This window comes from Bradyrhizobium sp. 76 (assembly GCF_023073025.1).
GTDB lineage: Bacteria > Pseudomonadota > Alphaproteobacteria > Rhizobiales > Xanthobacteraceae > Bradyrhizobium.
This window is the reverse complement of record NZ_JADPIS010000104.1, coordinates 1-24,859: the sequence shown is the minus strand read 5'-3', so window position 1 is coordinate 24,859 and position 24,859 is coordinate 1. Positions and strand designations below refer to the sequence as shown.

The window sequence follows — 24,859 nt, the reverse complement described above, 5'->3', positions numbered from 1 at the left end:
ATCGATGTGATATCGTCGCGGACGATCTTTTTGACGGGTTGTATGCTGGGTCGCCTTGCAGTTTTGTGGGTCCCGCTATGGGCGAAATTCGCAACTTCCGATCCGGGAACAACGGTGACCCCCCTTCACATGGCGTCGGGCCTCGTCGTCTCGCAGCGATCATTGTCGGTGATATAGCTTCCTACAGTCGCTTGATGCAGGCGGACGAAGAGGGCACCCACGTCCGTGTCAAGCGGATTGAGCGGGATCTCATCCAGCCCAGCATCGTCGAGCACCATGGAAGTCTGGTGAAAACGACGGGCGATGGCTTCATCGCGATTTTCGACAGTCCGGTCGAGGCCGTGCGATGCAGCATCGTAATCCAGCAGAACCTGATCGGGCGCAACGCCTCGCTTCCGAAGGATACGCGGATCGAGTACCGGATTGGCGTCAATCTGGGGGACGTCATCGTTGAGTCGGACGATATCTATGGCGATGGCGTCAACATCGCCTCACGCATCGAGGGCATCGCCGAGCCAGGCCAGGTCTTTATCTCCGGCGCGATCTACGAGCAGATCAAGCACAAGGTTGTTTGCGGTTACGAGTCGCTCGGGGATCGCAAAGTCAAGAACATCACCGATCCCGTGCGCGTCTATAAAGTGCTGCCGGATGCAGACGCGGTCGGCAAGACCAAGGGCCGGCGCGAGAATATCTTGATCTTCCTCCTGAGCCTCACGCTGCTGGTCATTGCCACCGGCGTGCTGTGGTACCTGCTGACGCAGGCGCCGGGCAAGGTGAGCGAGCAGGCCGCCCTGCGCGCCGCTTCTCCTAACGCTTCTCCTGCCGCATCGCCAAGCCCGCAGCCGCCGCCGCGCGAGGGCGTCGCGCAAAGGCCGCAGCCTTCTCCCTCCTCGGCTTCGTCGCCTCCCTCGCCCGCTCCGCTGCCAAGTCCATCGACAGTTCCCGTCCGCGAACCCGAGATGGTCGCCATTCGCGGCGGCAGCTTTGCAATGGGAAGCAACGACGACCCGACCGAGCGTCCTGTCCATCAGGTGACTGTCAAGCCGTTCTCGATCGGCAAATATCCGGTGACCGTGCAGGAATGGAACGAGTGCGCCGCTGCAAAGGCGTGCGGCTTCACGGCCATCGGCAAGGACGATGCGCCGGTCAGCAATGTGAGCTGGACCGACGCGCAGCAATATGCGGCCTATCTCGCTCAGGCGACGAAGAAGACTTATCGGCTTCCGAGCGAAGCCGAATGGGAATATGCCGCGCGGGGCGGAACGCAGACCAGATATTGGTGGGGCGACAAGCTGCAGCCGGGCATGGCCGGTTGCAAGGATTGCGGTGATCTCGCGGCCGAGCAGCCGGCGAAAGTCGGCAGCTTCAGACCGAATCCGTTCGGGCTCCACGACATGGGCGGCGGTGTCGATCAGTGGGTCGAGGACTGCTGGCACAAGACCTATCAGGGCGCGCCCGGCGACGGCTCGGCATGGAGCAGCGGGGACTGCAGCGCTCATGTCCTCCGCTCGGGCTCCTGGAAGAACGATTCGAGATATGTGCGGCCGTCCAACCGCGATGGCTACGACACCAATGTTCGTTATCCGACGCACGGATTCCGCGTGGCGCTCAGTCCTTGAGTGGAGGAGTTGGTTTGATGCAGGTCCTTCGTTGCGTCGCGCTGGCGGCGGCGCTTGCATTGCTTCCGGCGGCAGCCTTCTCGCAAGGCAAGGCAGCACCCAAGGACGCCAAGCTCTATTTCATCACCCCGCACGACGGGCAGAAGGTCCGCGGCGGATTCTGGATCCGGTTCGGCTTGCGCAACATGGGAGTGACCCATGCCGGCGACGAGTATCAGAACGCCGGCCACCATCATCTGCTGATCGACGTCAACGACCCCATCGATCCCAAGGAGCCGATCCTGCAGGACAAGTCGCATCTGCATTTCGGGGCGGGACAAACCGAAACGCTGCTCGAACTTCCGCCCGGGACGCACACGCTTCAACTCGTGCTGGGCGATGCCAAGCACTATCCGTTCGAGCCGCCCATCGTGTCGGAGAAGATCACCATACGGGTCAGGCAGCCCGCGACGGCGAAGTAAATCGCAAGCCGGTCTAAGGTGTCCATTCCACCGTTGCCGCCAGTGGCCGCCGCTGCTGCGGGGCGCTTATGTCTAGGAGATCAGCATTGAGCCACAGGACCGGCAATGAACCTGCACCATTGGTGCTTTTCGGCCTGGCAGTCACCCCATCATTGCGATATTGGCCTAGTTCGCTTTTGAGAGCTTTGAACCTTTTCCGCGATGCGAGCGTCTTATAATTGAAGCTTCTCTAAGCTTCACCCCCCACCAGAAAGCCCCGCTTCCCCCGGCGGGGTTTTCGCTTTTGCGCGCTACATCAATGCACCGGTCTTTTCGAGCGGTCTTTTGGGTTGACCACTTTTCCCGCTACAGCAACCTAGATGTGGGCCAGAGTTTTGAGCGCAGAACCCTTCGTTTACTTGGCAGCTTCATCCGGACGATCCGCGCTACAATCAATCCTGGATCAGGAAGTTCGACCAGCAGAACGGGATCGAGCCTGATGCCCCTATTAGCGAACCAAGCTGTGATCCCAGAGGAGCCTCGCCAGCTTGAACCGGGCGGATTCTCCGGGCGCGCCGCGCACCATTGATTGCTGTAATCAGAAGCCGATCCCGAGCATCAGAACGAAATCACGACCACACCGGGAGCCGCCGCAGACCGCGGCCGTAGGTACTGCGGCAATACGGGTTACGGGCATCATGTGTCCAGTCACCGCCCGGCGGGGATGCAGGGGCAGGTGGCGCGATGTGAAGGAGTTTGCACCGGTGACCTGCGTTCCCCGATCCGCAACAGCCGGTGCAATGGCAATCATCACGAACGACGCAGAGACGGCTGCAGCAAGCGCCAGCGAATAAAGCCGCTTCATGTCCATTCCTTATTGCTCCATCAAAGCCCCTTAACTCGGCCGGCTTCGATCGTCTCAAAATCCAACGCCGATCATCGTGCTATGACCGCTACCACCGCTGACGATGCTCGGACGTGCGACGGCTTGCTGCCGCGCACGGGGCACATCGTTTTCTATCTTCGCGCGCTTGACCGAGTCACGATCCGCATCGCGGGTCGATGGCTTGCGGCGGGGCTTTTCGTTGTCATCGCTTTTGCGCGACGTTGCCGCAGCCGCACCCGGCTTCTCGTTCGCTAGGCACACATCGCCCTTTAAGGTTTCGTCGCTCTTGCATTGGATGGGGCAGACCCGGGTACTATGCTTTGTGAGCTCTCCCACCAGTGTCTGGGTCACAATGATCTTGTCGAGCTCGATCGGCTGGCCTCCGATCGTGAAATAACGGCCAAGCGCGGTCTTGGTCGTATCGCTCAGCCTGCCGTCGGGCTTGCCTGTCAGGCAGCCGAGCCGGACTAGTTCGGTTTGAGCCAACGTGACGAGTTGCGGTGAGTTAGGCAGGATTACCGCCCGTTTCGCAGCCTCGATGTTGAAGCGATCGAGCGCGCCAACAACCACTGGCCCGAGCCGGTCGCAGGTCACCGTCTTCGAGAAGACAGTGAGATCGTCGACCCCCGTGCCTTCGCTGCCTTTGGCAAGGATTGTGTCCAGCCTGACCTGCTGATCCGTGCAGGCAGCTTCCCTATTAGCAGCGAGTTCGGCCACCTTGCGGGCCTGCTCGGCGTCCCGGGCCTGCTTCTCGGCAGCGGCCTTGGCGGCTGCGGCTTCTGCGGCGGCTCGATCTCGGTCAGCCTGTTCGGCCTTCTGTCTGGCCTCTTGTGCCTTGCGTTCGAGTTCGGCGGCCTTGACTTGCCGCTCGGCCTCGGCGGCGGCCGCGCGGCGCTGTTCCTCCAGACGCTTCTTCTCCGCTAAAGTCGTTTCCCTGGCGGCAGCAATCTCCGCCTGCTTGCGTGCTTCATCCGCGTCCCTGGCCTGCTTCTCCGCAGCCGCCTTTGCAGCCGCGGCCTCGGCGGCGGCTTTATCGCGTTCAACTTGCGCGGCCTTTTGCGTGGCTTCCCACGCCTTGCGCTCGGCCTCTACAGCCTTCGCCAGCCGCTCGGCTTCGGCCGCGGCGGCGCGCCGTTCATCATCCTGGCGCTTCTTTTCAGCGGCAGCGGCGGCAGCCACCGCCTTTGCCTTCTCACCCGCTTCAAACTCGCGGGCACGGCGCTCGTCTTCTTCACGCTTCCGTAGCGTGGCGAGCTCCGCCTTCTCCGCATCCGCCTTGCGCTTCGCCTCCTCGGCAGCCTCGCGTGCGACGCGCGCCTTGTCCTCACGCTCCTGGACCGCCTGCTTTAAGAGGTTGATGCGCTGTTGAGCGGTGATCGCGAGCGGCGCATCGGGAAAGCGCTTGATGAAGCGCTGGAGCACGGGGATGTCCGCGCTGTCCTTAATCTTGTCCCACTCAATCTGCTCTTTCGAGGGCAGTGAATCCCGGCTCGGCGGTGGTGTCTGCGGATATGCGGCGAGCTGCGGCTGAACGCCGAGAGCCTCCATCTGCGCGCGCGCCAACTCTGCGTAGAAGCCGGTCGGATGTGTCGCAAGAAACACTTCCCACGCCCGCTTCGTACCAATTTTTTGAACCAACTCGTAGTCCGCTTTGACGTCGCTTACTGGCGCCTCCCGTGGGACGGCCGGAGCCGGCACCAGCGAAATCGTACCGCCGCCAAGCGCACCATAGACATACGGCTCCTGGCGACTGGCCGTCGCTTTCAAGACCTCGTCCCTTACCCGCCCGAACGCGAGGCGGATATCCAGACCCGGCACGGGAAGATTCTTCAGGATCGACGTCGTGAACGGGCTGTGCTCCCCGTCTCCGTCATCCGCCGTCGAGCCCGCCTTCGCGGCGTATGCAATGAGCGTATCGGTCATGGTCGGCTCGACCTTGCCGAGACCGCTGCTGACGGCACGGGTCGCAAGATTTCGCCGCTCGCGCCGCATGGTCGAGACGAAGGGATTGTCGCGGCAGGCATCAAGGACGACAAGGCGAAGCCGCTTGGCTCCATCAGCCGAGGAGACGAGGCGCTCCAGCGGGATCGCCTCGTCGTCGGCATCTCGATCGCTGGCGAGCCGTGCGTCTATCGGGATTAGATAGTTGATGCCGCCGATCTCGAGTCCATGACCGGCATAGTATACGACCGCGATGTCGGCCTGATCCGCGGTGGCCTCGAACTTGCGGATGGCACGCTTGAACTCCAGATTGCCAACGTTGATCAGCGTTTCTACGGCGTCGAACCCGGCCTCTCGGAACATCTTTGCGACCGAGTTTGCATCGCGCGCGGGATTCGGTAGTTGCGGCACTGATTGGTAAGTCGAGTTGCCAACAACCAATGCAACTCGCCGTTCTGCGAAGGCGCGATCGGGCCCCAGGACCAGCGCTAGAAAGGTCCCGACGATCATCGCCAACGCTGCGGTTCGCCGCCGGATCATAAAAATTCCGCTGGCACAGCAGCCAGCCCAAAATACCGAATTCTCTTCAGATTCTATCGTCGCCCTGGTTCACTAGCAATGCTCGAGACGATTGCCCACGAAGGTATTCCTGTCCCCACGACATGCGTGATGCGGGTCACAAACAATCTCGTAGACTCAAGGCTGTCTCGTCCGCAATTGGGGCTGGCGCGTTGAATGGACCTCTCGCGCAGTGATGCAGATCACATAAACGGGGTTCAACCCCTTGTTGGTCTCAGAAATGTTGCTGACCAGATACACCTTCAAGAATTCACAGCCTGTCCCAGTCAGACTCCAAACGACAGCATTCCACCCTCTAATCCCCTGCACTAGGCTGAAGCCAATATTTTCGATTCCGTTTTTTGGGGAACTTAGATGAGCGTTTTCGCTAAATGGATTGTCGCCGCCGGGCTTTCAATGGCTGCCACCAGCTTCCTGAGTTCATCTTCAGCGTTGGCGCAAAACTGCGGAGCAACGACGCAGACCGGAGTACCCATCAACAACATCGGGACGCTGGCAATTCCGACGAGCTCTGCCAGCGCGTCCATTTCAGCCGCCATTGGCAACGTCAACACCGCTTTCCTGACGCAGCAGGGCAGCGCGTTCGTCTCCGCTCCGGCGAACCCCGCGCCAGACCAGCCCGGCGGTGGTGTATGGGCGCGAGCGGTCGGCGGCCAGGTCAACATCAGCTCAAGTTCCAGCTCTGTCGGTACTTCGACGCAAGGCGGCGCGGTGTTCAACACCGCTTCGACCAACTGCTCCAATTCGCAGAAGGAGAGTTTCGCGGGTGTTCAGGTCGGCACAGATATCGCGCGGCTCAACTGGAGCGGCTGGAACGTCCACCTGGGCACCACGGCCGGTTATCTCGGCGCAAAGACGAGCGACAACGCTGGATTTGATAACAGCTTCGAAGTGCCCTTCTTCGGCGCCTACGTTGTCGCCACCAAGGGGCGCTTCTTTGCCGACTTGATGGTTCGCCAGGAGTACTACAACATCAAGGTGAACAACGCCGGTTTCGCGTTCGCCAATCAGCCGGTCAATGCGCATGGCTTCTCGATCTCGGCATCGACGGGATATAACTTTGATCTGGGCGATAATTGGTTCATCGAGCCGTCGGCCGGTTTCATCTACTCCAGGACGTCCGTCGACAACTTCACAGCACCCGGCGTCTCCGGTCCAAACTTCACCGGCATCGCCGGCATCATTCAGACAAACGACGTTGAAAGCGAGATGGGCCGCCTTAGTCTGCGCGGCGGCAGGACGATCGTAACCCCGAACGTCATTTGGCAGCCTTTCGCATCTGCCAGCATCTTCCACGAGTTCGCCGGCAACGTCAGCTCGAACTACACATCGCTGAACGGTGTGTTCCCCGTCGCCGGCGCTCCGTTCACGTACAATCAGGCCACCACGACCTCGCGCGTCGGCACCTACGGTCAGTATTCACTCGGGATTGCCGGCCAGGTCGTGAACACCGGCTGGCTCGGCTTCGTGCGAGTCGATTATCGCAACGGCTCCAATATTGATGGCTGGACGGGGAATGCCGGCATTCGCTATCAGTTCTCGCCGGAGACGGTTGTTGCCGCGATCATGCCGACCAAGGCAATCAGAATGGTCAAGGCGCGGCCGGTTGCAATCACCGAGACCAATTGGACTGGCTTCTATGTCGGCGGCTTCTTCGGCGGCTCCGCCGGTCGGACCGATGTGAGGTTTGGCGACCCGGTAACCGACAGCACCCGTCCGTGGGTGAGCGGCATCTTCGGTGGTGGTCAACTGGGCTATAACTATCAATTCAGCAAGAACTGGGTCTTCGGTGTTGAGGGCGACATCGGTGCGGCTAACATCCAAGGCTCCCGAACTGTCGGTACCAAGGCCTTCGGCGTCGGCATGACCTCGGCTTACTTCGTCGCGGAGGACAAGACGAACTGGGTCGCCAGTGCGACCGCTCGCCTTGGCTATGCGTGGGGACGTACACTTTGGTACGTCAAGGGCGGCGCCGCCTTCGAAGACGGCCGCACGACCTCGACCTGCTACAATCCCCAGGGGGTGGCAATCGGAAGCGTCTGTAACAACGGGGCCGGCGCATTCGTCGCAAGTGGAACCGGCTTTGGCGTCTCCAGCACGCGCGTGGGCTGGACGATCGGGTACGGCGCCGAATTCGATCTGGGTAAGAATTGGTCGGCAAAGGCGGAATACGATTACCTGTCGTTCGGGCGCGATCGCGCCCTTGCATCCGACGGCACGACGATCATGTCGGTCAAGTCAGACAACATCAATCAGGTCAAAGTCGGCCTCAACTATCGCTTCGGGCCGGAGGCGCTTGTCGCTAGGTACTGATCAAGCTGAATCACCTGAAAGCCCCGGTAGGCCCGAGTTTTTGCTGGTGGGAGCCGCGACCAACCGGCGCCTCTCGCTCGCTAGCCGGTGCGCTGGGGCAGCTGCGCCGCGCCGTCCCCGGGAATAGCTCCAGCGGGTCGCGCTGGCCCCAGTCGTTTATTCCGAGGATTAGGTCTTGTTGCGACCTGCTCGCTTCCAGTCAAACGGTCGCGGAGCGTATCCCATTCCGTTGTCGTTTGCTGACTGACGAGCGCCGTCAAGGACGGAATCCAAGGCCGTTTCACGCCAAACAACGCTAGCAGGTTGGGTACGGTGCCGCCCTCGCCTGCTTGTCGAATGCGTCGGCCTGATGCCCAGATATCGGGCCGCACCGGCACTGCGTAGACCACGCGGCTGTAAGCGGTTGTCGTTTGCCGAATCGGGCAAAAGCACGCCCTGAGGAATAAATTGCTCTGCTCGCCGGCTGTGGCCGACGCACTTATTGAGCTTATTACGGTCGCTCCGCTCCTTCTGTCCGCCACGCGGGCGGACGGACGGCCGCTCTAGATCACCTCGGCGAGCTGCTACTGCCATGCGGTCACAACGTTGTTCTTAGTGCCGATCGCTGGCCGGACGATGTTCGCTTGTCTGATATCGAGCCGCGCTTCGTTTGCGGCGGTTGCGGCAATCGAGGTTTGAAGTCAAACCGGATTTCAGCACCGGCAAGCCGCTCTAGTTTGCCGCCTCGAACGCCGGTTGAGGAGCGAACGCGAAGAGGAGAACTTGGAGGTTTTGCTAGCTATCTCCTTCGAGCTGGTGGAGCGGCCCCGGCCTAATCTGTCCCAGGACCTCCAAGCCGAGGTCATCTCCTGTTAGGTCCCGGGGCGCGCTATCATGAAGACGCCTTGCCTGGCTGACATGGTCCATACGCGGCCTAGTCGTCCCACGTCAGATTCTAGCAGTCCGTGCACTTGAGATCTTCTTGTTAGGGGCCCGTGCGAAAGGCCCGCCCCGGCTTTTCGGCCCGGGCCAAACGCGGAAACCAGGGTTACTCTGCCACGTGCAGCACCACCCCCGACGGTCTGGCGGTTAGCTATCTCAGCAGAGCGAAGCAGCTCCCCACGTCGTCCGCGTGTGTCTCGCCGTTGTGGAGAATCGGGAAGGTAGTAACGCATAGCCGCGGCTCTCGTCCTTTAGTTGCGACCATGCCCACATGTCGGGACGGCCCGCACCTGTCAAAAACGACAGGGTCTTGCGAAACAGATCACCGGGCGCCCTTCTCACAGCCCCCGCAACGTGTGTCGTCGTTGAGCCGCAGCAGCAACGCTCGATGCCTGCCGGTAGACAGCGTGGTAACACTACCCGACCTTGTCCCCTGGGGCACTTGGCTGGCACCCACAACCTACCGGAGCCGACTCAAACGGCTTTGAACACGACGCCGCTGCGAGTATCACTGGACCAAACGAGACGACAATCTCTGATGATACGGTCTCTTTCCAACATCATCTTGAATGTGGCAGGCATGTGCAGCTTCGTCGATAACTCGATCCCAGCACCGTCCTCCGAGATATTGAACACGCGGCAACGTCGGCTGCCGCCATCTCCAAAAATGTAGGCGGCTAAGTCGACCTCCGAACGATCGATCTTCCGGCGATCCGACATGATTATCCTTGAGTTGACGCGGCTGTCTCGGGTCGTTGAATGGCCGAAGCTATTTCCAGCAGTCTAAACTGCCTCGCGATCCGTGTTGCCAAGCCCGACCGCTCTTTGGCTAACTCTCTCTCATAGTCGGATACGTCGTGTCCGTCTCGCTCAACGACCTCGATCAGGATTGTTTGGCTCTGAACATAGGTCACCTTGTCAGCGATCTCTCGCGTCAAAACAGCCAGTTCGTCATCATTATCTGATGTCACGGCGATCTCCTTGGTCGGACTGATCACGCGCAGAAAGGCGCTATGATGCATGCCCAATACTTACAGATCGTTACGCGGCCATCCTGGACGCCCTATAGCCGCGTGGCCAGTTCGGCCCTGGCCGAGCAAACTGGGTGCAAGCGCAACCTCGCGACGTTCACGCTCCAAACCTGGAACTGATCATTTACCTCCTTGCTCTACGATGGTCCGCAGCGCTACTGCTGGCATGAAATCGATGTCCAACAATCGACAAGAGATCCGCCCGTGGTCGCCCGAAGAAGAAGCGCGACTGCTTGCGCTACACGATGAGGGCATGACTGCAACCGAGCTGGGCAAGCGGTTGGGTCGCAGTCGCCAGGCCGTCTACGGTCGGTTACAACGCTTCCGCAAGCAGCGGGGCCGAGTAAGCCGCACCAACGGACGCGCCTTTGCGCAATGGATCGGTTAGCCGAGAGTCCTCCCCGCCCCCTATCTTCGCGTCCTCGACTGCAGCCGCAACGCGAGGTGAGGCCCTTCTGCTGGACACAGGTGCTAACACTGCCATCCGGCGTGCGCCTGTACGACTGCCCAAGCTGTAAGCGGTGGTTTGGCGAGATGTCGACTGCCATAATTTGCCTGAAGCGGCGTCTTTTTGCAGGATCGCAAAAATCGGCAGCAGGGTGATGGTCCGATCCGAGACTCCTAAAAGTTCGGCGATTTGGTCCGCAGAGGACGACGAGAGATGGCTTTTCAGATGCGTGCGAGCGGAGCGTCATTCAGAGACATTGCAGCATACCTCGGCCGCAGTCCTCGAAGCTCGCTACTCCAAACTAAAGAAGCAGAGTGGTCGTTCCTAAACCTTACGCTCTGCCTCCACCGGGATACGACCTGGTGAACACGCCTTGTTGCTCAATGCGGTTGTAACGGAACGTGTAGCCATGAGCGCGGGTCGAAGACTTCGGCCTCTGCAAGCGCGAGCGCGTCATTCCCACCGAAAGCGTACTCGATCTACCGCTCGCGAATGATCACCTGCTGGTCCGCCCCGACATCCTCTAATACGCTCGCCAGCCGGAGCAGGTAGTCTTCGCGCGTCTCCATGGAGCCGTCGGATTAACTACCCGCCTTCAACGATTTTGCGGCGTCCAGATGCTTTTGCAACGTATCTATCTGGCCGGAAGCATATTCTCCAGCAGCATCTTTACTTTTTGAAGCCTTCTTGTACTCGGCGATATCCTTTTGATGGTCTGCGACCATGTGAGTTGCGAATATCTTATCGAAGCCTCCGCCGGACATTTTTGACATCTTGTCATGGTCGGCTTTTTGCTTCGCATTCGGCCCGCTCGGTGGGCTCATCCCCAATCCTTGGGCAGCATTTAAAGCCTTCTGATTGGCGGCCGCGTGGTCTGTGGAGAGCATTCTGCCGAACGACTTGACGGCATCGCTTTGGCCGTTCTGCTGCGCCAGCTCTCCCATGCTCACTTCAGCGAAATTGCCCTCAATTGCCTTCTTAAGGAACGTTTCGCTTTGCTTATCCTTCGCAGTCGCGTTGGCAACTGAGATCGCCATCAAGGTTGCTGTCCCGAGCGACAAAAGCATTCTGTTCATCGGCGACTCCTCGAATTCTGCGGATTGATTGCCGATAAACACCCGGAATCTGAAGAGGTTCCAATTGCACAGGTCCCGGGGCAGTAAGCCTGAGGTGATTGAAATCCGATTCACCTGTGGTATTCTAAATTTTTACGCTGGCGCTGTTTGCTCTGAAGCCGTCCTGATAGTGCTTTTTGTACTGGGGAGGACATTTTATGCGAGACTCTCGCGCAATGCTTTATGCCCAACTACTTAACGATATCAGTTCTCAGCTCTCAGAATTGGAAAATCTTCGAGGTTTAGTCGAAGAAGCAGAGCGCCGCGCCCGTGGTGCGCCCCCGTTGCGCTTGACACGTGCTGGTTCGCGCCACCTTCGTAGTCGCGAACCGCGCGCCTTGTCTGTCCGCTTACGTCGCCTCGCGCCCCCAAGCAGGAATGCAGGCGCTATCTGTACGCCTGACAACGACAACCAAGTCGAGTCGAGTTTGCTTGAGCCATTCCCCGAGGGATGGCGGGCTTCATCCTAAAGCTCGTGCGACTGAAGGGGCCGTTCGCCTATGGACGAATTCGCGATGCTTCTCACCGAGCTGGACCGGTGCAAGGCGGAATTTCAGCACCTGCAGAACGAAGTCAATCTCGCGACTGGCTCCGGGCCGACCGACATAGTAGCGCTTCAACACGCGGCGCGCCGGATGAGCGGAATCGCAGCCCGTCTCGAGGCTTTGACGCGCGCGATATCGAAAGGTACGACCAGCGGAGTACATTGAGCACTCCGCGCCTGGAGCCGATAATGCAGGAATTTCGTACGATCCATTTCGCTCAAAGCTTAAACGAACTCTCTCTCTCAGCTCGCAGAGCTCGAAACCCTTCGATCTCAAATCGAAGAAGCAGAGCGGCGCGCCAAGACTACAGTGCGGCCTACGTTAGCGAGCAAAAATCCGCCCATCCGCCGGATCCAGCAGTCGTTCGCGACATCTATGGATTGACGCTTGTCGAGGCTAGAGTTGCTTCCCTGGTCGGCTCGGGTATTCCGCCGCGGGTCGCTGCGGAGCGTCTGGGTATTGCCGAGGACACTGCCGAAATGTGCTAAAGCGCGTGTTTGAGAAGCTGGACGTGTCGCGGCAAAGCGAGTTATCCGCCTTGTCGGGCAGGTTCGTCTTGCGATGAAGTTAGATCATCCAAGAACTGCCGCCCCTATCTTGTGAAGGGCTCGAGAACACAAAGGATCAGGCCCTCCTCCTATCTTTCTTGGATGGCTTTACTGTCGCAGCCCGATCGTGGTGACGCCGGCCGAACAGACTAGGAGTTGTCGAGCTGGGATTTTCGGCATAGCGCTGATGCTCTACATAGAGGCGCCATTTCCGTAGCGATGGGGCGTTAGAGCGAGAGATCAGAATTTCCACCACATCGAACCATGCAGCCGTAGTCTTGTACCGTGGCTTCCCAGGCGGGTCGCACGCCTGATAGCGAAAGTTGCTTTCGATCCATTGTCTTGCCATTGAATTAGGAGGATCGTATTTCCTCTTCTGCGCGGTGAGGATGAACGCCACCGCGGGTGCCCTCTTGGTCAGCCAGCTTCCAGGGCTAGCTCGTTGAGCACGTCCTGAGAGACGCCTGGCGCGTGCTCCTGCTGACGAAAGAGCCCTCTCCCATCCTCCGGCGCCGGCGGGCCATCACCCGGCGGCGGTTTGCACCAAGCAGGCCAAGCGCAACTCGCGCAGCGGCCGCAAGCGGGACGAGCGGTGCATGAAAGGCGAAGCGGCATCCAAATACCTGTGGCGGCCTCCGCTCGTACAAGGAGCCCACCTGGACCAAGGCTGCTTTCAACGCGCGCGCCTTCGCCTCACCACCGGCATGCGCACGCTGCGCAAGACAAATCTGCCCCGTGGTGCAGGAGCTGCTCGGCCATACCGACATAAGACCACCGCGATGTTCTACACGGCCGCAATGGGTTCACGACGTGCGCAAGGCGATGGAGGAGACGCGGGTAGCGGGCTCTTGAGTCCGGCGTGTTCACTCGCCCTTGCCGTCGATCAGCTTTCACTTCGCGCAGAACCAACCTGGCGCTGCTTGTTGCGAGGCCGGATGGCATGTTCATCGCTCCGTTCGAGGCCGGCGCCATTGGACCGAGGACCTCTTCGGGGCTGCCTGCCGGATCGAAGTAAGAAGATCGGGCCTGCCGCTGATCGACCGCAGCCGTGTTAGTCAAGTAAGAACCGGCGCCTTCACGCCGTGAATCGCGCGCATAAACAACCGCGATCTATTGCCTCCCCATCCCGACTCACGTTTTCATTGCGGAGATGCGACCAGACTGCTCTTCTGGAGATCCATCGTGAACGGCGAAGCCGGATGCCTGGTTTGTAGTCAAGCCCGAGTGCTCAAGGCCATTTTCCCGGTGGCGAGGGGCTACGAGCTGAAATTTTATGAATGCGCCGATTGCAACAGCAGCCTTTGGCTTGTTACCAGCGTGACCAAATCCTCGGCGCCCAAGCGTCAGAGGGGAAGACCTTTTCGCGGCTTAAGATTTGAGACCATCGATTCCGCGCTCAAGGGCCTGGCTCGGGGCGGACTAGGCTCAAAACCAAAAGGGCCGCCAGCGTGAACCGGCGGGGCATATGATTGCTACCCAACCCTCAAGTTTTCGGCCGACGTCTTTCCACGGTTGCTCATTTCTTCGTAGCTCACTTTCGCACCCTCGTTGAGAGTGCTCAGGCCGGCTTTTTCGACGGCGGAAATATGCACGAAGACGTCCTTCCCGCCGTTGTCTGGCTGAATAAACCCAAAGCCTTTGGTCGAGTTAAACCACTTCACGGTGCCTGTCGCCACGTTCGTCTCCTATGTTGAGCAATAACACCAGCCTAGATCGAGCACCCAACGGAGAGCAAGAAAAACCCGCCAACCCTTCGGTCAGCGGGAGTTGAACTAGTGATTGCGATCGGAGCTTCCGACCGCGATCAGCTTGTAACAAGCGGGCCGGATCAGTGTGAACTGGCCGGGAAGTCCCGCATCGGAGACCCTCCCTATGCCCACCACCAACCTAGAGCCAGCAAAGCCCAACCAAACGCCGACCAGAAGAGCAGTCGAGCCACCTTGATGCGCGCAGTAAGGCGCAGGATTCTGAGCCGCCCTGATCGGTATCCCCCACTGTGCTGGCGGGGTTTCTAGTGGTCAAAAAATTTAAGCTTGCTCGGATTACGGAAAACATTGCGGCAAGCTCATCGGCTGACGAGATCACCCAGTTGAAGTGTAAGCTCACGATCATCAAGGATGGCGGCCTGGCAGAGGCCGAAGCTGAACGTCGATGCCGAAGATGTGGAAACTCCCAAATGTCTGGTCTGAAGAGGACCAATGATCAAGGCCCCCTCTGAGGCGGGGCGTCACCAACGTATGGCATGCTGCACATCACGAAGCACAGCTCCGGTGCTTCGTGAATAGCGGCCATCGTTCCAGCGATGATCCGCTGCATATGCCGCAATGGCAGCAAAGATGATTGCAAATCCAACCTTGCCCATATCAAACTGCGCTCGCCCGCGCTCCAAAATGAACTTCCAGACCAACTTGCTGCGCCAAAATGTAGTCTGACGAAAACGTCGCTGTGCGCGGAAGTTGATTTCTCACGGAAAAGCCGCAGCGTGGTTCCAGCCCCACTGCGGCATTCCCGGGAAACTTGAAATTGGTTGGTATTTAAATCGCGCCGGTGTTCTCACAGTAGAACACCCCGTTCCGAAAATGGACTCCGGACAACTACCGGATTCCGGTTTTGTACGCATTGTCGATATAGGGCGAACGTGGCATCGCTTGGTTTCCAGCCCCCAATGCTCCCGGCAGCCGATCCAATTGCGGATTAAAGCGCCGGGAGTGCTAGGGCCGCCAGCGTGACCGGCAGCCCTCAACCCCGCAGTTGGAGGCCAAAGCTTCCCGCCACACGCTTCACTGATGCAACGTATCTTTCCAACGCACTTGCGATCTGGACCGCGCCGGCGCCTTCGCGCGACAGCGCGAGCAGAAGTTGCACCTCTGCATCGGTCCATTCTTTGGGTTTGTCGTTTCTCTTCATGCGCGCAATGCTTTGATGAATTAGTCAGACTGGTCGAAAAGGAAGAAAGCCCGCCAGGTGCGTTAGCTAGCGGGCTTCCAGCCGGAAGTCGCAGCGAGTTCACCATTGCGACCGACGAATATGAACGGAACAAGGTTTACACTTTGTTAGCGGCGGCTGCGTAGCGTGTTACTTGGGACGGGGCCGTGGGGGACATACGCGGCCTTGTGCTCGGGGTGAGAGCCCGCCAGCTAGCCAGCCCCGGCGGCGCTCTCCCTCAGCATAGATGGTTCGGATTCATTACAAATTTGAATTGTGATTTAGATCATATTCCCTTGCCCAATGGCCCGGTATGATGGCTCCGCCGGGGCTGGCTCCATATTTCACTTAGATCTTTTTCACCCGGTTTTTTTTGACAATGAGGCCGCAGCGGGCCCCCTGCTGCGGCCTTCGTTTACGGTGCTTAGCTCTAGGATCAACCCGGCTGGCGCCATTTCATACCAGTGCTGATTGCCCTTGGAGAACGGATTGTGCCCAAAGCAAATTGCCTGATCGTTCGTGCTGCCGGAAGACAACTGGACCTTTTACGCGGCGAAGCCTCCCGCATCGCGAGAGGCAATAACGTGGATTGGTGGATTGATCGCGCGGAGGTCGGAGCTCGTTTCTGTGTCGAGGATGGAGCAGTCAGCGCTAATCCGGCCCCCGTACCTGGAGGTCCGCACCTTCGATCCAAAGCACGGGAGCCGAGCGCGTCGGCGCCGCCGACAGCGGGCTTATGAAGCACGCATCTGTTAAGGGAGCAACAGAGTTGGCGTAGTTCAATCAGCGGTCGAGCAGCCACTGCCCCGGCGGTGCCTAAGTTATTGAATTTGCTATGGAATTCTAACGACCACGAACAGTGGCGAACAATGGCGGAAGGGGTGTCTCGTCAACCTCGTTGATCTAGCTCGCTTTTTCTTGCGCCTCGAACTAATTGCTACGGTGTTTGCATCGGTCGGCTCAGCACCATCTCAGCCGTAGTAGCTCTCGCAGTTGATTGGGCAGCCTTCCAGTCGAGCTCATGGGCGCACGGAAGGCCTGAGCACATGACTTTTAATCACGGGGTCCTGGGTTCGAGCCCCAGCGCGCTCACCACCTAACTTATTGCGGCAGTGGGCTTTTGTCGGACGTTGCGCCTCAAATTGAACAGGCGCGGGTACAATCAAAGCAGTTGAGGGTACAAACGTGTGTTCCCCGCGCGTTCCTATCGTCGGCCGAAAACGAGCGCAATCGATTTGCAGTCAGCGTCGTTGCTGGCTTCAAGCGTCGTCCAGCAGCGCTGGCGTTACACTGACCGGAACAGACCGCCGTTTGGGAAGCAGCGGCGGCGGCTCTTGACAGCAGTTTTCCGAGAACTAGGCAGCAATGTCGAAGGACGCGATCAGCTCGCGCATGTCCTTTGCCAACTCCCGATAGTGCTGGCCGGCACGTTGGTACAGCTGTCGATCGCCGTCATTCGCCCGATTGGCAATCATTTCGCACTCAGCAGCGAGGTTTTCGAAACGTTCAAGCTTTGCTTCAAAGCCTGTCATCGAGACGCCCTCCACACTATTTTTTTCTTGAAACAAGAGGACGTAGTTCTCAATTTTACTCAGGGCAACACTGTTTTTAGCCGAAGCTGTTCGAGGGCGCAGGATACCTCCGGCAGCTGAGCAAACCGTCTATCGAGGAGGTTTAGCAGCTGCCATTCCGGCCTATCAAACTGGTCCGCGGCTCAGAATTCGGGGTCGCGGTTGTTGTTCAATTGATCGGAAACCCCAGACTAGTGGTCGTCGCCTATGCGGCACTCTGACCGGTCAGTCAATACGTCCGCATCTTAGCTTTCAACGCCTCTTCGCCCGCGGCCGTGATCTCGTACTTTCGTAAGCCCATGTCGGCCTTCTTTTCGATCCAACCTTTTCTCAACAGCGTCTGAATAGTCGCCGGCCCGGCATAATAATTCGGATTGCCTCGGAGGGCATCATGGCAGTTCGCTCAAGATAGCTGGGAATGTGAGATGGTGGGGCGGGCATGTGGGAGCGAGTTATCGATTGCAATGATCCCATGATCGCCCATCAGCTCTAAAGTCTCGTAAACCGGCGATGGCCGTGTTCTGGCCGGCATCGCAAAAAGCCGGTCAGGCGCGGACGGAAAGGTTCGACCAGCTACGCTCTTAGCACCGATCTTCCGCTCCACTTTCCGCTGTAGGAAGGTTCATTTGACCAGCGTTTTGCCACGTCCCGCTCTCTTCGGAGAGCGGCCGCGGTTAATGAAATGGACGCCGACGAACTCACCAATGACCCAGGCGAGTTCGCAGTGTCGATAAGCCAGACCGCTGGGCGACAAGACGAGGAAAAATTCGTTTTCGCCGATATCTTTGACAGCGCCGTCGATCACCAGCTTTGCACCCATTTCAGAGATGTCGTAGATCTTGCGGGCGCGCTGCCAAGTACCGTCGATCGCCATCAGGCGCGCATCGAACGGTCGTTCGAAGGCGACGCGATGATCCTTTCGTTGATCTCCTCCCCCACTCATCAACCAGCTCGGCCATGGCCATCGAGCAGCCGCAGAGCCTAAGGACCGACGTTGATGGTTGGTGAAAAGTGAGCAGTCGCTCTGCGATTTTGCGACCTTCGGACGCGACGGTCACGCCTTCTTCTTCATGCGGGCGGCGAAGCCTTATCACCCTCCAAATAGGAGCTTGAGCTTACGTTCAAATCTGCACACAAGAATTTCGCCGAGAACGGTCGGCAATTGAACTCTTGTTAACCGGGCCTGATCACGATCCCGCATCAGTTAGGAGATCATCTGAGATGACCGATTTGGAACAATCCATCCGCGAGCGCGCCTATGAGCTATGGCTTGAAAGTGGATGCGTGGACGGCAACTCCGACGCGCACTGGCTTGCGGCGCAGAGGGAAGTCGTTGCTGCCCGGCTGGGCGCTTTGGCCCGCGTATCCACAGACGCCAAGTCGAAGGTCAAGAAAGCAGCGGGATCCAAGAAGAGTCGCCGCGCGGCCTGACGGAGGCGCGAACAAGTGTGAAGGAACGTCGCAGACAACAGCGCGTCGAGACGAACGAGGTCGCCCACATCTTCGGCGATGGAACGAGCACGTGTTGCCGCGTGGTCGACATCCCCGACCCCGGAGTAGCAATCGAGCTGCTGGTCATTGTTGGTCATTGTATGAGAGACCAGTTTAAGCTCATGCTTGCGAAGGATCGCGTCGACAGGAACTGCCGTCTAATTTGGCCGTTCAGGCAGCCGCATCGGCGTTGAATTCACTGACTGACATGTAGGCGATTGGCAATGATTAATCGTACGTTGACGCGCCCCGGTTGTGGGCTGCCGTCATCTCACATGCATCTTCTCGACGATCGCGTAGAGCAGCATAAAGATCGGCAAGAAGACGAAGAACCACACTGCAACCGGTTCGGTCTGCGCAAATTCACGGTTTGGATTGGTGTCGGTCGCGTGGGGAGTTGAGAACGGGGCCTTAACGGTTCGCCGTCGTTTCACCCAGCGGCCGAGCAGGCGCTCGATCGCCGTTTCATTGGCGAGCGTCTGATCTCGGTCGGATATCAAAGCGCAAACAGCCGGGGCGATAACCGCACCCGTTCGAGGTCAACATAGCCGTTTTCGTTCAGCCATTCGTGGCAGCAATAGGCAAGCGATGCAGGATCGATCGTAAAACCGTCTCTCGCGATGGCGCTGGGCGTGCCCAGGCGGCCGGACCATTCCTTGTCGCCGTTGATCGGATCGACGCGAACGGCTTCGTACACAGCTGTATCGTTAGTCATGGCAATGCCCCAAAAGGTGCTGAAATTAATGGCCGCTAATGCGAGTACGTTATCGCAGGACTGGTTTCAGGCAACGATTATCTTTGTTGCAGTGCGAAGGCTCATCTGTGCATTCATCCGCGCGACTACGTTTCGCCATCGCTGAAGTTAAGAATGCCGTCCCGACCACCTCACTTTGTTCGCAACGGGATCGCAACATCGACGACCACGCCGCCGCCGTCTCTGGTGAAAGCCTGACATCCGACCGTTGCGTCAGAAAGACGGGCGCTGGCCTGCTTGCCCGCTCCCTTGAACGCGGCTCGATGGCATCGATGCGCCGCCATTTCCAACTTCCTCGGGTCGGCGCCTGTGACCGCGCTTCCTGCCTGCGCAACGAGTGCGAACCATTCGTTCGGCGGAAAGCGGCTCGCATCCCAGTTCAAGGAGACATAGGTTACAAACTTGGGATTACAACCAGGACCATGTCCGGGCGCTTGAGAAGACGCTCCCGCCTGACGGTGAGAAGCGATCGAATTGCGTATTCGTTCATTCGATGATCCGCGCCGTTATATCCTTGCATTCAGGTGCTTCGGCAGAATGCTCGCCAGCCCTAAGCTCGATGACACCAAGCGCGACGTGACCGTGGCAGGCACTCAAGTATGCGTACTAGTGTTCCAGCCTTTCCAAAGAAAACATCCGAAGCATCTTCCAGGAGTATCTCGACAGAGGCGGCTTGGGAGAAGATGCAAAGGGCGTGCTGGTTGAGTTTCTTGATGCTGAAGAACGACGAAATGTTTTGAATAAAGGTTCGATGCAACGGATGATGCTGATCGCGGCGAACTTCCGAAAGGAAGTCACGTCGACCATCCTTTGGTTGCTAATTTCAAGCTACGTATTCAGTGCTTTCGCGTGAGATGCAGTTGCGTGGCGCAAGGGCGCACGCTTTCATCAACTCAGTTTGATCATCTTTCATCAAGTAGCGCTGACGTGCTGGCTTGGATAGCTGAGGGGCCGAATACAACGCCCAAACGCTTGTTGTCGCGCCAGACCACGCAGCAATTGAAATTGAGTCTGTGAGTTGGCAGACTGAGCATCAATTCATGCGGCACGCCTTCCGGCGCTGGCAGTTCAATGAGAGCGCCTGCGCTGGACAGGTTGCGAACGGTGCAATCGACAGTGATGCCGGACAATGTCAGCCTGCCCGCCTTGAACACTCTCTGGCGTTTTGGGATCCGTCGTTCCATGGCCTGCGGAAATACCATCTCCATCTCAAGACACGCTTAAGCTAGCGTGTCTAACAAACGGGGCGGGAAATACGTTTTCTTAACAATCAGACGGCGTGAGACTGCGCCGCGCGGCCGACGGAATGGTACCGTTCCGCCGACTACTTCGGTGACAGGCTTTCCTTGATTGCAGGCACTTGAGCTTACGAAGGCGCGCGTACACGTTGGTAAACTGAGACGGGAGAAACGGGGACGGGCGAGGCTGCTCGAAGCAGCCGTGTCAGCCACTTCGACCCTTGGTCTTCACCAGGTTTTCGGCCAGTAATTGAACGGCTGCTTTCGGAAGCTGAATACCGGAGAGCTTCCAACCGTTACCTTCAAAGTGAAGACTCACGCCCCCTCGGTCCTCGATTTTGCCGAGGCGGATCAGAAATTCCACCGGCTTGGTCGGCGATATCCGCCTCAGAGTTTCAAGGACCTTGGATGTGTCGATCTCCGTGAGGCGCTGCATGCCCACCTCAGCTCCCCCGACGCTGATAACGCCTTTATCCAACGCGGCTGTGAGGTTTTCGGGGGTAAGCATTTGGCCGATCATGGCGTCCGCGATCGACGCTCCATAGGTGTTCGCCGCCAAACGCTCTAGTGGCTTTACCGGCCGATCACGACCGATTTGCTTGAGGTAAGCGCCAACGATCTGATCGACCAACGATCTGCGCACGCGGGCTGTATCCGTTCGTGCAAGCACATCGACGCCGTTACCCGTCCTGACCGCCCCGACCAAGCCTCCGACAGAGGCAACCGCGGATACCCTACATAGATCCCTAAGCCAACGATGAGAGCGCAAAGTTCCACCAAACCAACGCATCGAGCTATGCTTTTGAAGTTAGGGCGCTTGCGGCTCCGCTTTGTGAAAGGAGTGCGGCAAGTGCCCAACTTGCGACCGGTGCCGCAATGTGGCCCGGGCTGCTGAACCAAATATTCACTCGCCCGACCAACAATGCACCATGAGCGTGATCTCAGTCGTAGCCGCTAGGTCTTGAAGTCCTGCTGGGCTATTTGCTGGCCAGAACGAACGTGGACATTTAGCTGGCGGTGCTCTCTCAGAACACGCTCGCACTCGATCCCAGCCATACTGCCGCCGCGGACAAAACCACGAAGATCAGTATCTTCTGCTGAAGCCAGGGTCCGTGCTCGTACCCGCTGCGCAACCGCCAAACCATCGTACCGAGACTGATTACAACCGCGCCCAGCATGATCCAGAACGCGAGACCGGTTGTGTCCACCGACGAAGACAAAAACGCTCAAGAGTGCTGCAATCCAGTCCATCCTGGCGCGCTAGCACAGGCTTGCCAATCCAACAAGCCGGGAACGCCCGTTCTCAGTCCGCCAACCCCTGCCCGCTTTCAGCGGATGCTGAAGAAGCAAAAACCCGCCGGCTCCGGTCGCCAGCGGGTTCTCTTTATGCCCATGCGTACCGCGGTACTCGTCACCAATCCGCGATGGTCTATTGTACAGCGGTACCTATTGACGCCTGGTTACCGCCCTCAGCCGTCGGCGAAGCGTCATCAGCCGCTGAGGCAGGCGGCTTTTCCACACCCACGACGCTCAGTAGCTCGCGCGTTCGTGCACCCACTAGGAATCGATTGTCAATCGGCGTTCGACTGGGGCTCTGACGCAGTTTTGGTGCAACTGGGTTTATTCTGCGCCGATTAGTCTGGCTTGAAGCAGATCGATTTTGCCACGGCCGTACATTTGGCGTCTGACGAGCTTGAGGCGCGTGATCTGCCCCTCAGTCTGTCCGTTGGACCAGGGCGAGGTGATCGCCGCCCGAACTGCCGCTTCATCGTTCGTTACGCCGCGGGCGAACGATGAAACAAGACTGGCGCGAGCGCGCTCGATCCATGGGACGAGGCCCGCCTCGGTCTTGCGTCGGATCATCAGGTGGAATTCGGCGATGATCTCGCGTGCCTCGACCAGGGGTGGCGCGCCAGCTTCTACCGCAGCGACGGTCACCGTCTCTGCCTTCGAGAGCGTATCCCGTCCGACGGTCATGAGACGAGCGATCGTTCTGGCCGATGGAATCCGATGAAGGGTTTCGACATCAGTCTTTTCGGCCCGCCGTCTACGAGTCGCCCATTCGCCGACAACACGAAGGGAGCCTCGGAAGCCGCGCGCCCGTAAGCGGCGCGAAAGTTCAGCGCCGTTTCGGCAACCGGCTGCCCATTGGTCGTCGAGCCATGGCAGGTGCTGATCGAGAGAGCTCTCCCGGGTCCGGAAGACATCATGGCGTTCGCCACGGATCACCTGTCGCACCAGCTTCCTGCTGTGACCGGTCTGGCGCACGATCTGCTTGATCGGCGTTCCGCGTCTCGACAGGCCCAAGATGGTCGCGTTAGCCTCCTCGCGGCGGAGATAGCGCCTCATATTGGAGACGCTCCGCCGCTGTTAGCAGCTTGGGATCGATCGTCGTCGCTCCGATTGCGCTGCGGATCTGGCGCATCGATTTTCGGACGGCATCGAGGAAGGCCCGACCGGCGTTCTCCATCAGATGCCAACGATCTGCGACCTGTACCGCGTGCGGCAGGGCCCTTGCTGCGGCTTCGCCATATCCTCCACCGCGGTCACGGGCGACGATCGCGATCGTGGGATGAGCAGCGAGCCAGGCCTGGGCGGTCGCCGGCTCACGGTCCGGCAGCAGGGTCACCACCCGGCGCCTTTCCAGGTTGCAGATGATGCTGGCGTATCGGTGATTGCGCCGCCAGGCCCAATCATCAATGCCGATAACCCTGAGCGGGTCAGCTGGCGGACGGCTACGGCGGCGAACCACGCGAAGGAGCGTATCCTTGCTCACCGGCAGCATCAGCCGTTTCGCGAAGCCTGCCGCCGGTCGTCCGCCAAGCGCCAGACCGAGGTGATGGACAATGGAGTCCAGCCTCGCCGTGCGTCGCGCTGATGGAGCCAGCACCCCTTCGAAGCGCTCAGTAAATATTTGGCGCCCGCACAGGACGGCGTCGCAGCGGAAGCGGCGGGCGATCACCAGGAGCTGTACGATCCGCCCCGAAAGCGGAAGATCAGTCACGCGTCGCCGATACCGGCTATGGACACGCCGGGAAACCGTTCCGCACAATGGACACAGACCAACGCTTCCGGACGGCCGGATCTCAATAACGGCCTTATCACCTTCGTAGTACGCACTCCCTACAACGAACCCACGCGGCACCAGACTGGAGCGGCGGAGTGCTTGCTGCATGGCGTTGATTCTCCTCCAATCAAAGCGCCACGCATCCCCCAAACTGCATCAAAAGTGAGTCAGAGCCCTTATTCCATGCCGAAACACAAACGGAGACGACTTGACCGACAGCACTGACCCATCCCGGGTGATGATGCGTCAGATCGCCGGCGCGTTTCACCAGTACGAGAAGGCTAGGCTGGTCGCAAAATTGAAAGCAGCTCGTCAGCCTAAACGGGAGCTCGTTGGCAAGGTCGAGGGCCGCAAGTCTTGGGCTGAGGTTGATCCCCAACTGGTGAAGGAAGCGCGGCGGCTCAGACGCCGATCACCAAAGGGAGGCCAACGTTTCTTGCGCGCCGTTTCTGAGGAGCTTGCCAGGCTCGGGTACGTGAACGAACGCGGAGCGCAGTTCTCAGCGTCCTCTGTGAAGTCGATATTGTCTTAAGGGGTGCACTCCTGACCTACATCGTCTCACGTGATGTCTGCTTTGCCCTCAGCAGCAGCCCGAAGGCGGACATCGCAGGTGGTCCGAGTCGGGCCACAAGCGGAAATCCCACCCTTTGCTGCTTAGGGAGCCGCAACCGAAACCGTTTCTTCTATGATCTTCGGCTTCCCACTTTCGCTAGTCAGTATCGACGAGTAATAGCCGCGAAAAGGCCGGTCTCCTACCTTGGCTTGCCATGTTCCAGCATTGAAGACAAAGGAGCCTTCGGGACGCGAGACGGTTCTTTGAACCGAATAGTCATGCAGCCCGAGCTTGATGGCGTCGCTGAAACTTCGGCGGATGGCGTCCCGCCCTTGAAAGATGCCGCTGGGTGTAACCCGCACAGCGTCTTCTGCAAATGTCGCGGCCATAGCGTCCAAATCACCGCGACTGTACGCTTCTGAAAAGTGTTCGTGCATCTCGTCCATGGCGGCAGCATCGAGCGTCTCTCCCGCAATGGAGGCGTGCGGAATGGCAAGCAACACACAAAGAATATAAGGCGCTGATCTGAATGCCATGTTCCCTCCGGTGCGTTCGCTATTGTCCAATTGCGCAGCGCTGTGGTCCGTCCGTCAGCTAATCGCTTTGACTCGACGGGAGATATTTTCACGTCGCTGTAGAGACTTTACGCGGCAGTGCGATTGCCTGCGGTTCAAAGGTCCGTGTTAAGTCAAAGCGTCTGTCTAGCTTCTACTGCGAACGTCCGATCTATCCCTCTGAACCGACATGTAGCGGCGCCGCTTCAACGGTAGCGAAGGGCCGATTTTGTTGCAAAAGTCGGCTGCAATGGATTTGGCCGCTGGGCCTTTCGTTGAGCCGCGCTCTGAAGCGCTGGCCCTGACGCATTTTACGCAAC

The 24,859-nt window shown here is 58.9% G+C and carries 23 protein-coding genes, 1 tRNA gene and 1 pseudogene; 8 read left to right on the top strand and 17 right to left on the bottom strand.

Annotation, left to right across the window (positions count from 1 at the left end):
* Positions 1-125 precede the first annotated feature (125 nt).
* Positions 126-278: a hypothetical protein gene (locus IVB48_RS41425; protein ID WP_346659017.1), complete on the bottom strand. Its 153-nt coding sequence runs from the start codon at positions 276-278 to the stop codon at positions 126-128.
* 9 nt (positions 279-287) lie between these two features.
* Here IVB48_RS41425 and IVB48_RS29495 point away from each other — a divergent pair, with 9 nt between their 5' ends.
* Positions 288-1,619 carry an SUMF1/EgtB/PvdO family nonheme iron enzyme gene (locus IVB48_RS29495; RefSeq protein WP_346659016.1) on the top strand — a complete coding sequence of 444 codons (1,332 nt, stop codon included), beginning with the start codon at positions 288-290 and terminating at the stop codon, positions 1,617-1,619.
* 17 nt (positions 1,620-1,636) lie between these two features.
* The gene (locus tag IVB48_RS29490; protein WP_247405551.1) at positions 1,637-2,080 is read left to right on the top strand and encodes a DUF4399 domain-containing protein; all 444 of its coding nucleotides are present in this window, start codon (positions 1,637-1,639) and stop codon (positions 2,078-2,080) included.
* 577 nt (positions 2,081-2,657) lie between these two features.
* Here IVB48_RS29490 and IVB48_RS29485 read toward each other — a convergent pair.
* Both IVB48_RS29485 and IVB48_RS29480 read right to left on the bottom strand, forming a co-directional pair.
* On the bottom strand, positions 2,658-2,930 hold the full coding sequence (locus IVB48_RS29485; RefSeq protein WP_247405549.1) for a hypothetical protein: 273 nt from the start codon (positions 2,928-2,930) through the stop codon (positions 2,658-2,660).
* 48 nt (positions 2,931-2,978) lie between these two features.
* Entirely contained in the window at positions 2,979-5,396 is a 2,418-nt protein-coding gene (locus IVB48_RS29480; RefSeq protein ID WP_247405629.1) for a caspase family protein, read from the bottom strand.
* Between the two features lie 423 nt (positions 5,397-5,819).
* Here IVB48_RS29480 and IVB48_RS29475 point away from each other — a divergent pair, with 423 nt between their 5' ends.
* On the top strand, positions 5,820-7,778 hold the full coding sequence (locus IVB48_RS29475; RefSeq protein ID WP_247405547.1) for an autotransporter domain-containing protein: 1,959 nt from the start codon (positions 5,820-5,822) through the stop codon (positions 7,776-7,778).
* A gap of 1,395 nt (positions 7,779-9,173) precedes the next feature.
* Here the strand turns inward: IVB48_RS29475 and IVB48_RS29470 are convergent.
* Positions 9,174-9,419, bottom strand: a complete 246-nt coding sequence (locus tag IVB48_RS29470) for a PilZ domain-containing protein (RefSeq protein WP_247405545.1) — start codon at positions 9,417-9,419, stop codon at positions 9,174-9,176.
* A gap of 2 nt (positions 9,420-9,421) precedes the next feature.
* Complete coding sequence (locus tag IVB48_RS29465) at positions 9,422-9,670, bottom strand: hypothetical protein (protein ID WP_247405541.1); 249 nt, start codon at positions 9,668-9,670, stop codon at positions 9,422-9,424.
* 226 nt (positions 9,671-9,896) lie between these two features.
* Between IVB48_RS29465 and IVB48_RS29460 the strand changes: the two genes are divergently transcribed.
* Complete coding sequence (locus IVB48_RS29460) at positions 9,897-10,118, top strand: helix-turn-helix domain-containing protein (protein ID WP_247405538.1); 222 nt, start codon at positions 9,897-9,899, stop codon at positions 10,116-10,118.
* Between the two features lie 641 nt (positions 10,119-10,759).
* Here the strand turns inward: IVB48_RS29460 and IVB48_RS29455 are convergent.
* The 4 genes from IVB48_RS29455 to IVB48_RS29440 form a co-directional block, all read right to left on the bottom strand.
* On the bottom strand, positions 10,760-11,254 hold the full coding sequence (locus IVB48_RS29455; protein WP_247405535.1) for a DUF4142 domain-containing protein: 495 nt from the start codon (positions 11,252-11,254) through the stop codon (positions 10,760-10,762).
* 2,604 nt (positions 11,255-13,858) lie between these two features.
* Positions 13,859-14,062, bottom strand: a complete 204-nt coding sequence (locus tag IVB48_RS29450) for a cold-shock protein (protein ID WP_247293967.1) — start codon at positions 14,060-14,062, stop codon at positions 13,859-13,861.
* A 551-nt stretch (positions 14,063-14,613) separates the two neighbouring features.
* Positions 14,614-14,793, bottom strand: coding sequence for a hypothetical protein (locus IVB48_RS29445; RefSeq protein ID WP_247405532.1), 180 nt, complete (start codon positions 14,791-14,793; stop codon positions 14,614-14,616).
* 332 nt (positions 14,794-15,125) lie between these two features.
* Complete coding sequence (locus IVB48_RS29440; RefSeq protein WP_247405529.1) at positions 15,126-15,293, bottom strand: hypothetical protein; 168 nt, start codon at positions 15,291-15,293, stop codon at positions 15,126-15,128.
* A gap of 1,041 nt (positions 15,294-16,334) precedes the next feature.
* Here IVB48_RS29440 and IVB48_RS29435 point away from each other — a divergent pair.
* Positions 16,335-16,406 (top strand) — tRNA-OTHER (locus tag IVB48_RS29435).
* A gap of 260 nt (positions 16,407-16,666) precedes the next feature.
* On the opposite strand, the gene IVB48_RS29430 is transcribed toward IVB48_RS29435, so the two are convergent.
* On the bottom strand, positions 16,667-16,843 hold the full coding sequence (locus tag IVB48_RS29430; RefSeq protein ID WP_247405526.1) for a hypothetical protein: 177 nt from the start codon (positions 16,841-16,843) through the stop codon (positions 16,667-16,669).
* Between the two features lie 661 nt (positions 16,844-17,504).
* Positions 17,505-17,825: a PilZ domain-containing protein gene (locus IVB48_RS29425; RefSeq protein WP_247405523.1), complete on the bottom strand. Its 321-nt coding sequence runs from the start codon at positions 17,823-17,825 to the stop codon at positions 17,505-17,507.
* 278 nt (positions 17,826-18,103) lie between these two features.
* Between IVB48_RS29425 and IVB48_RS29420 the strand changes: the two genes are divergently transcribed.
* Positions 18,104-18,313 carry a DUF2934 domain-containing protein gene (locus IVB48_RS29420; protein WP_247405520.1) on the top strand — a complete coding sequence of 70 codons (210 nt, stop codon included), beginning with the start codon at positions 18,104-18,106 and terminating at the stop codon, positions 18,311-18,313.
* A 326-nt stretch (positions 18,314-18,639) separates the two neighbouring features.
* On the opposite strand, the gene IVB48_RS29415 is transcribed toward IVB48_RS29420, so the two are convergent.
* A complete protein-coding gene (locus IVB48_RS29415; protein WP_247405518.1) occupies positions 18,640-18,873 on the bottom strand; it encodes a hypothetical protein in 234 nt (77 codons plus the stop codon).
* Positions 18,870-19,088, bottom strand: coding sequence for a hypothetical protein (locus IVB48_RS29410; RefSeq protein ID WP_247405516.1), 219 nt, complete (start codon positions 19,086-19,088; stop codon positions 18,870-18,872). The genes IVB48_RS29415 and IVB48_RS29410 overlap by 4 nt, the downstream gene beginning before the upstream one ends.
* 712 nt (positions 19,089-19,800) lie before the next feature.
* On the opposite strand from IVB48_RS29410, the gene IVB48_RS29405 reads away from it, so the two are divergent.
* Positions 19,801-19,980: a hypothetical protein gene (locus tag IVB48_RS29405; RefSeq protein ID WP_247405514.1), complete on the top strand. Its 180-nt coding sequence runs from the start codon at positions 19,801-19,803 to the stop codon at positions 19,978-19,980.
* Positions 19,981-20,029: 49 nt separating this feature from the next.
* On the opposite strand, the gene IVB48_RS29400 is transcribed toward IVB48_RS29405, so the two are convergent.
* The 3 genes and pseudogenes from IVB48_RS29400 to IVB48_RS29390 form a co-directional block, all read right to left on the bottom strand.
* Positions 20,030-20,329: a PilZ domain-containing protein gene (locus IVB48_RS29400; protein ID WP_247405511.1), complete on the bottom strand. Its 300-nt coding sequence runs from the start codon at positions 20,327-20,329 to the stop codon at positions 20,030-20,032.
* A 241-nt stretch (positions 20,330-20,570) separates the two neighbouring features.
* A complete protein-coding gene (locus IVB48_RS29395; RefSeq protein ID WP_247405508.1) occupies positions 20,571-21,155 on the bottom strand; it encodes a DUF2939 domain-containing protein in 585 nt (194 codons plus the stop codon).
* 830 nt (positions 21,156-21,985) lie between these two features.
* A pseudogene (locus IVB48_RS29390) lies at positions 21,986-23,540 on the bottom strand (ISL3 family transposase).
* A gap of 100 nt (positions 23,541-23,640) precedes the next feature.
* Between IVB48_RS29390 and IVB48_RS29385 the strand changes: the two are divergent.
* The gene (locus IVB48_RS29385) at positions 23,641-23,964 is read left to right on the top strand and encodes a hypothetical protein (protein WP_247405504.1); all 324 of its coding nucleotides are present in this window, start codon (positions 23,641-23,643) and stop codon (positions 23,962-23,964) included.
* A gap of 122 nt (positions 23,965-24,086) precedes the next feature.
* On the opposite strand, the gene IVB48_RS29380 is transcribed toward IVB48_RS29385, so the two are convergent.
* Positions 24,087-24,521 carry a nuclear transport factor 2 family protein gene (locus IVB48_RS29380; RefSeq protein WP_247405501.1) on the bottom strand — a complete coding sequence of 145 codons (435 nt, stop codon included), beginning with the start codon at positions 24,519-24,521 and terminating at the stop codon, positions 24,087-24,089.
* Positions 24,522-24,859: the final 338 nt, after the last annotated feature.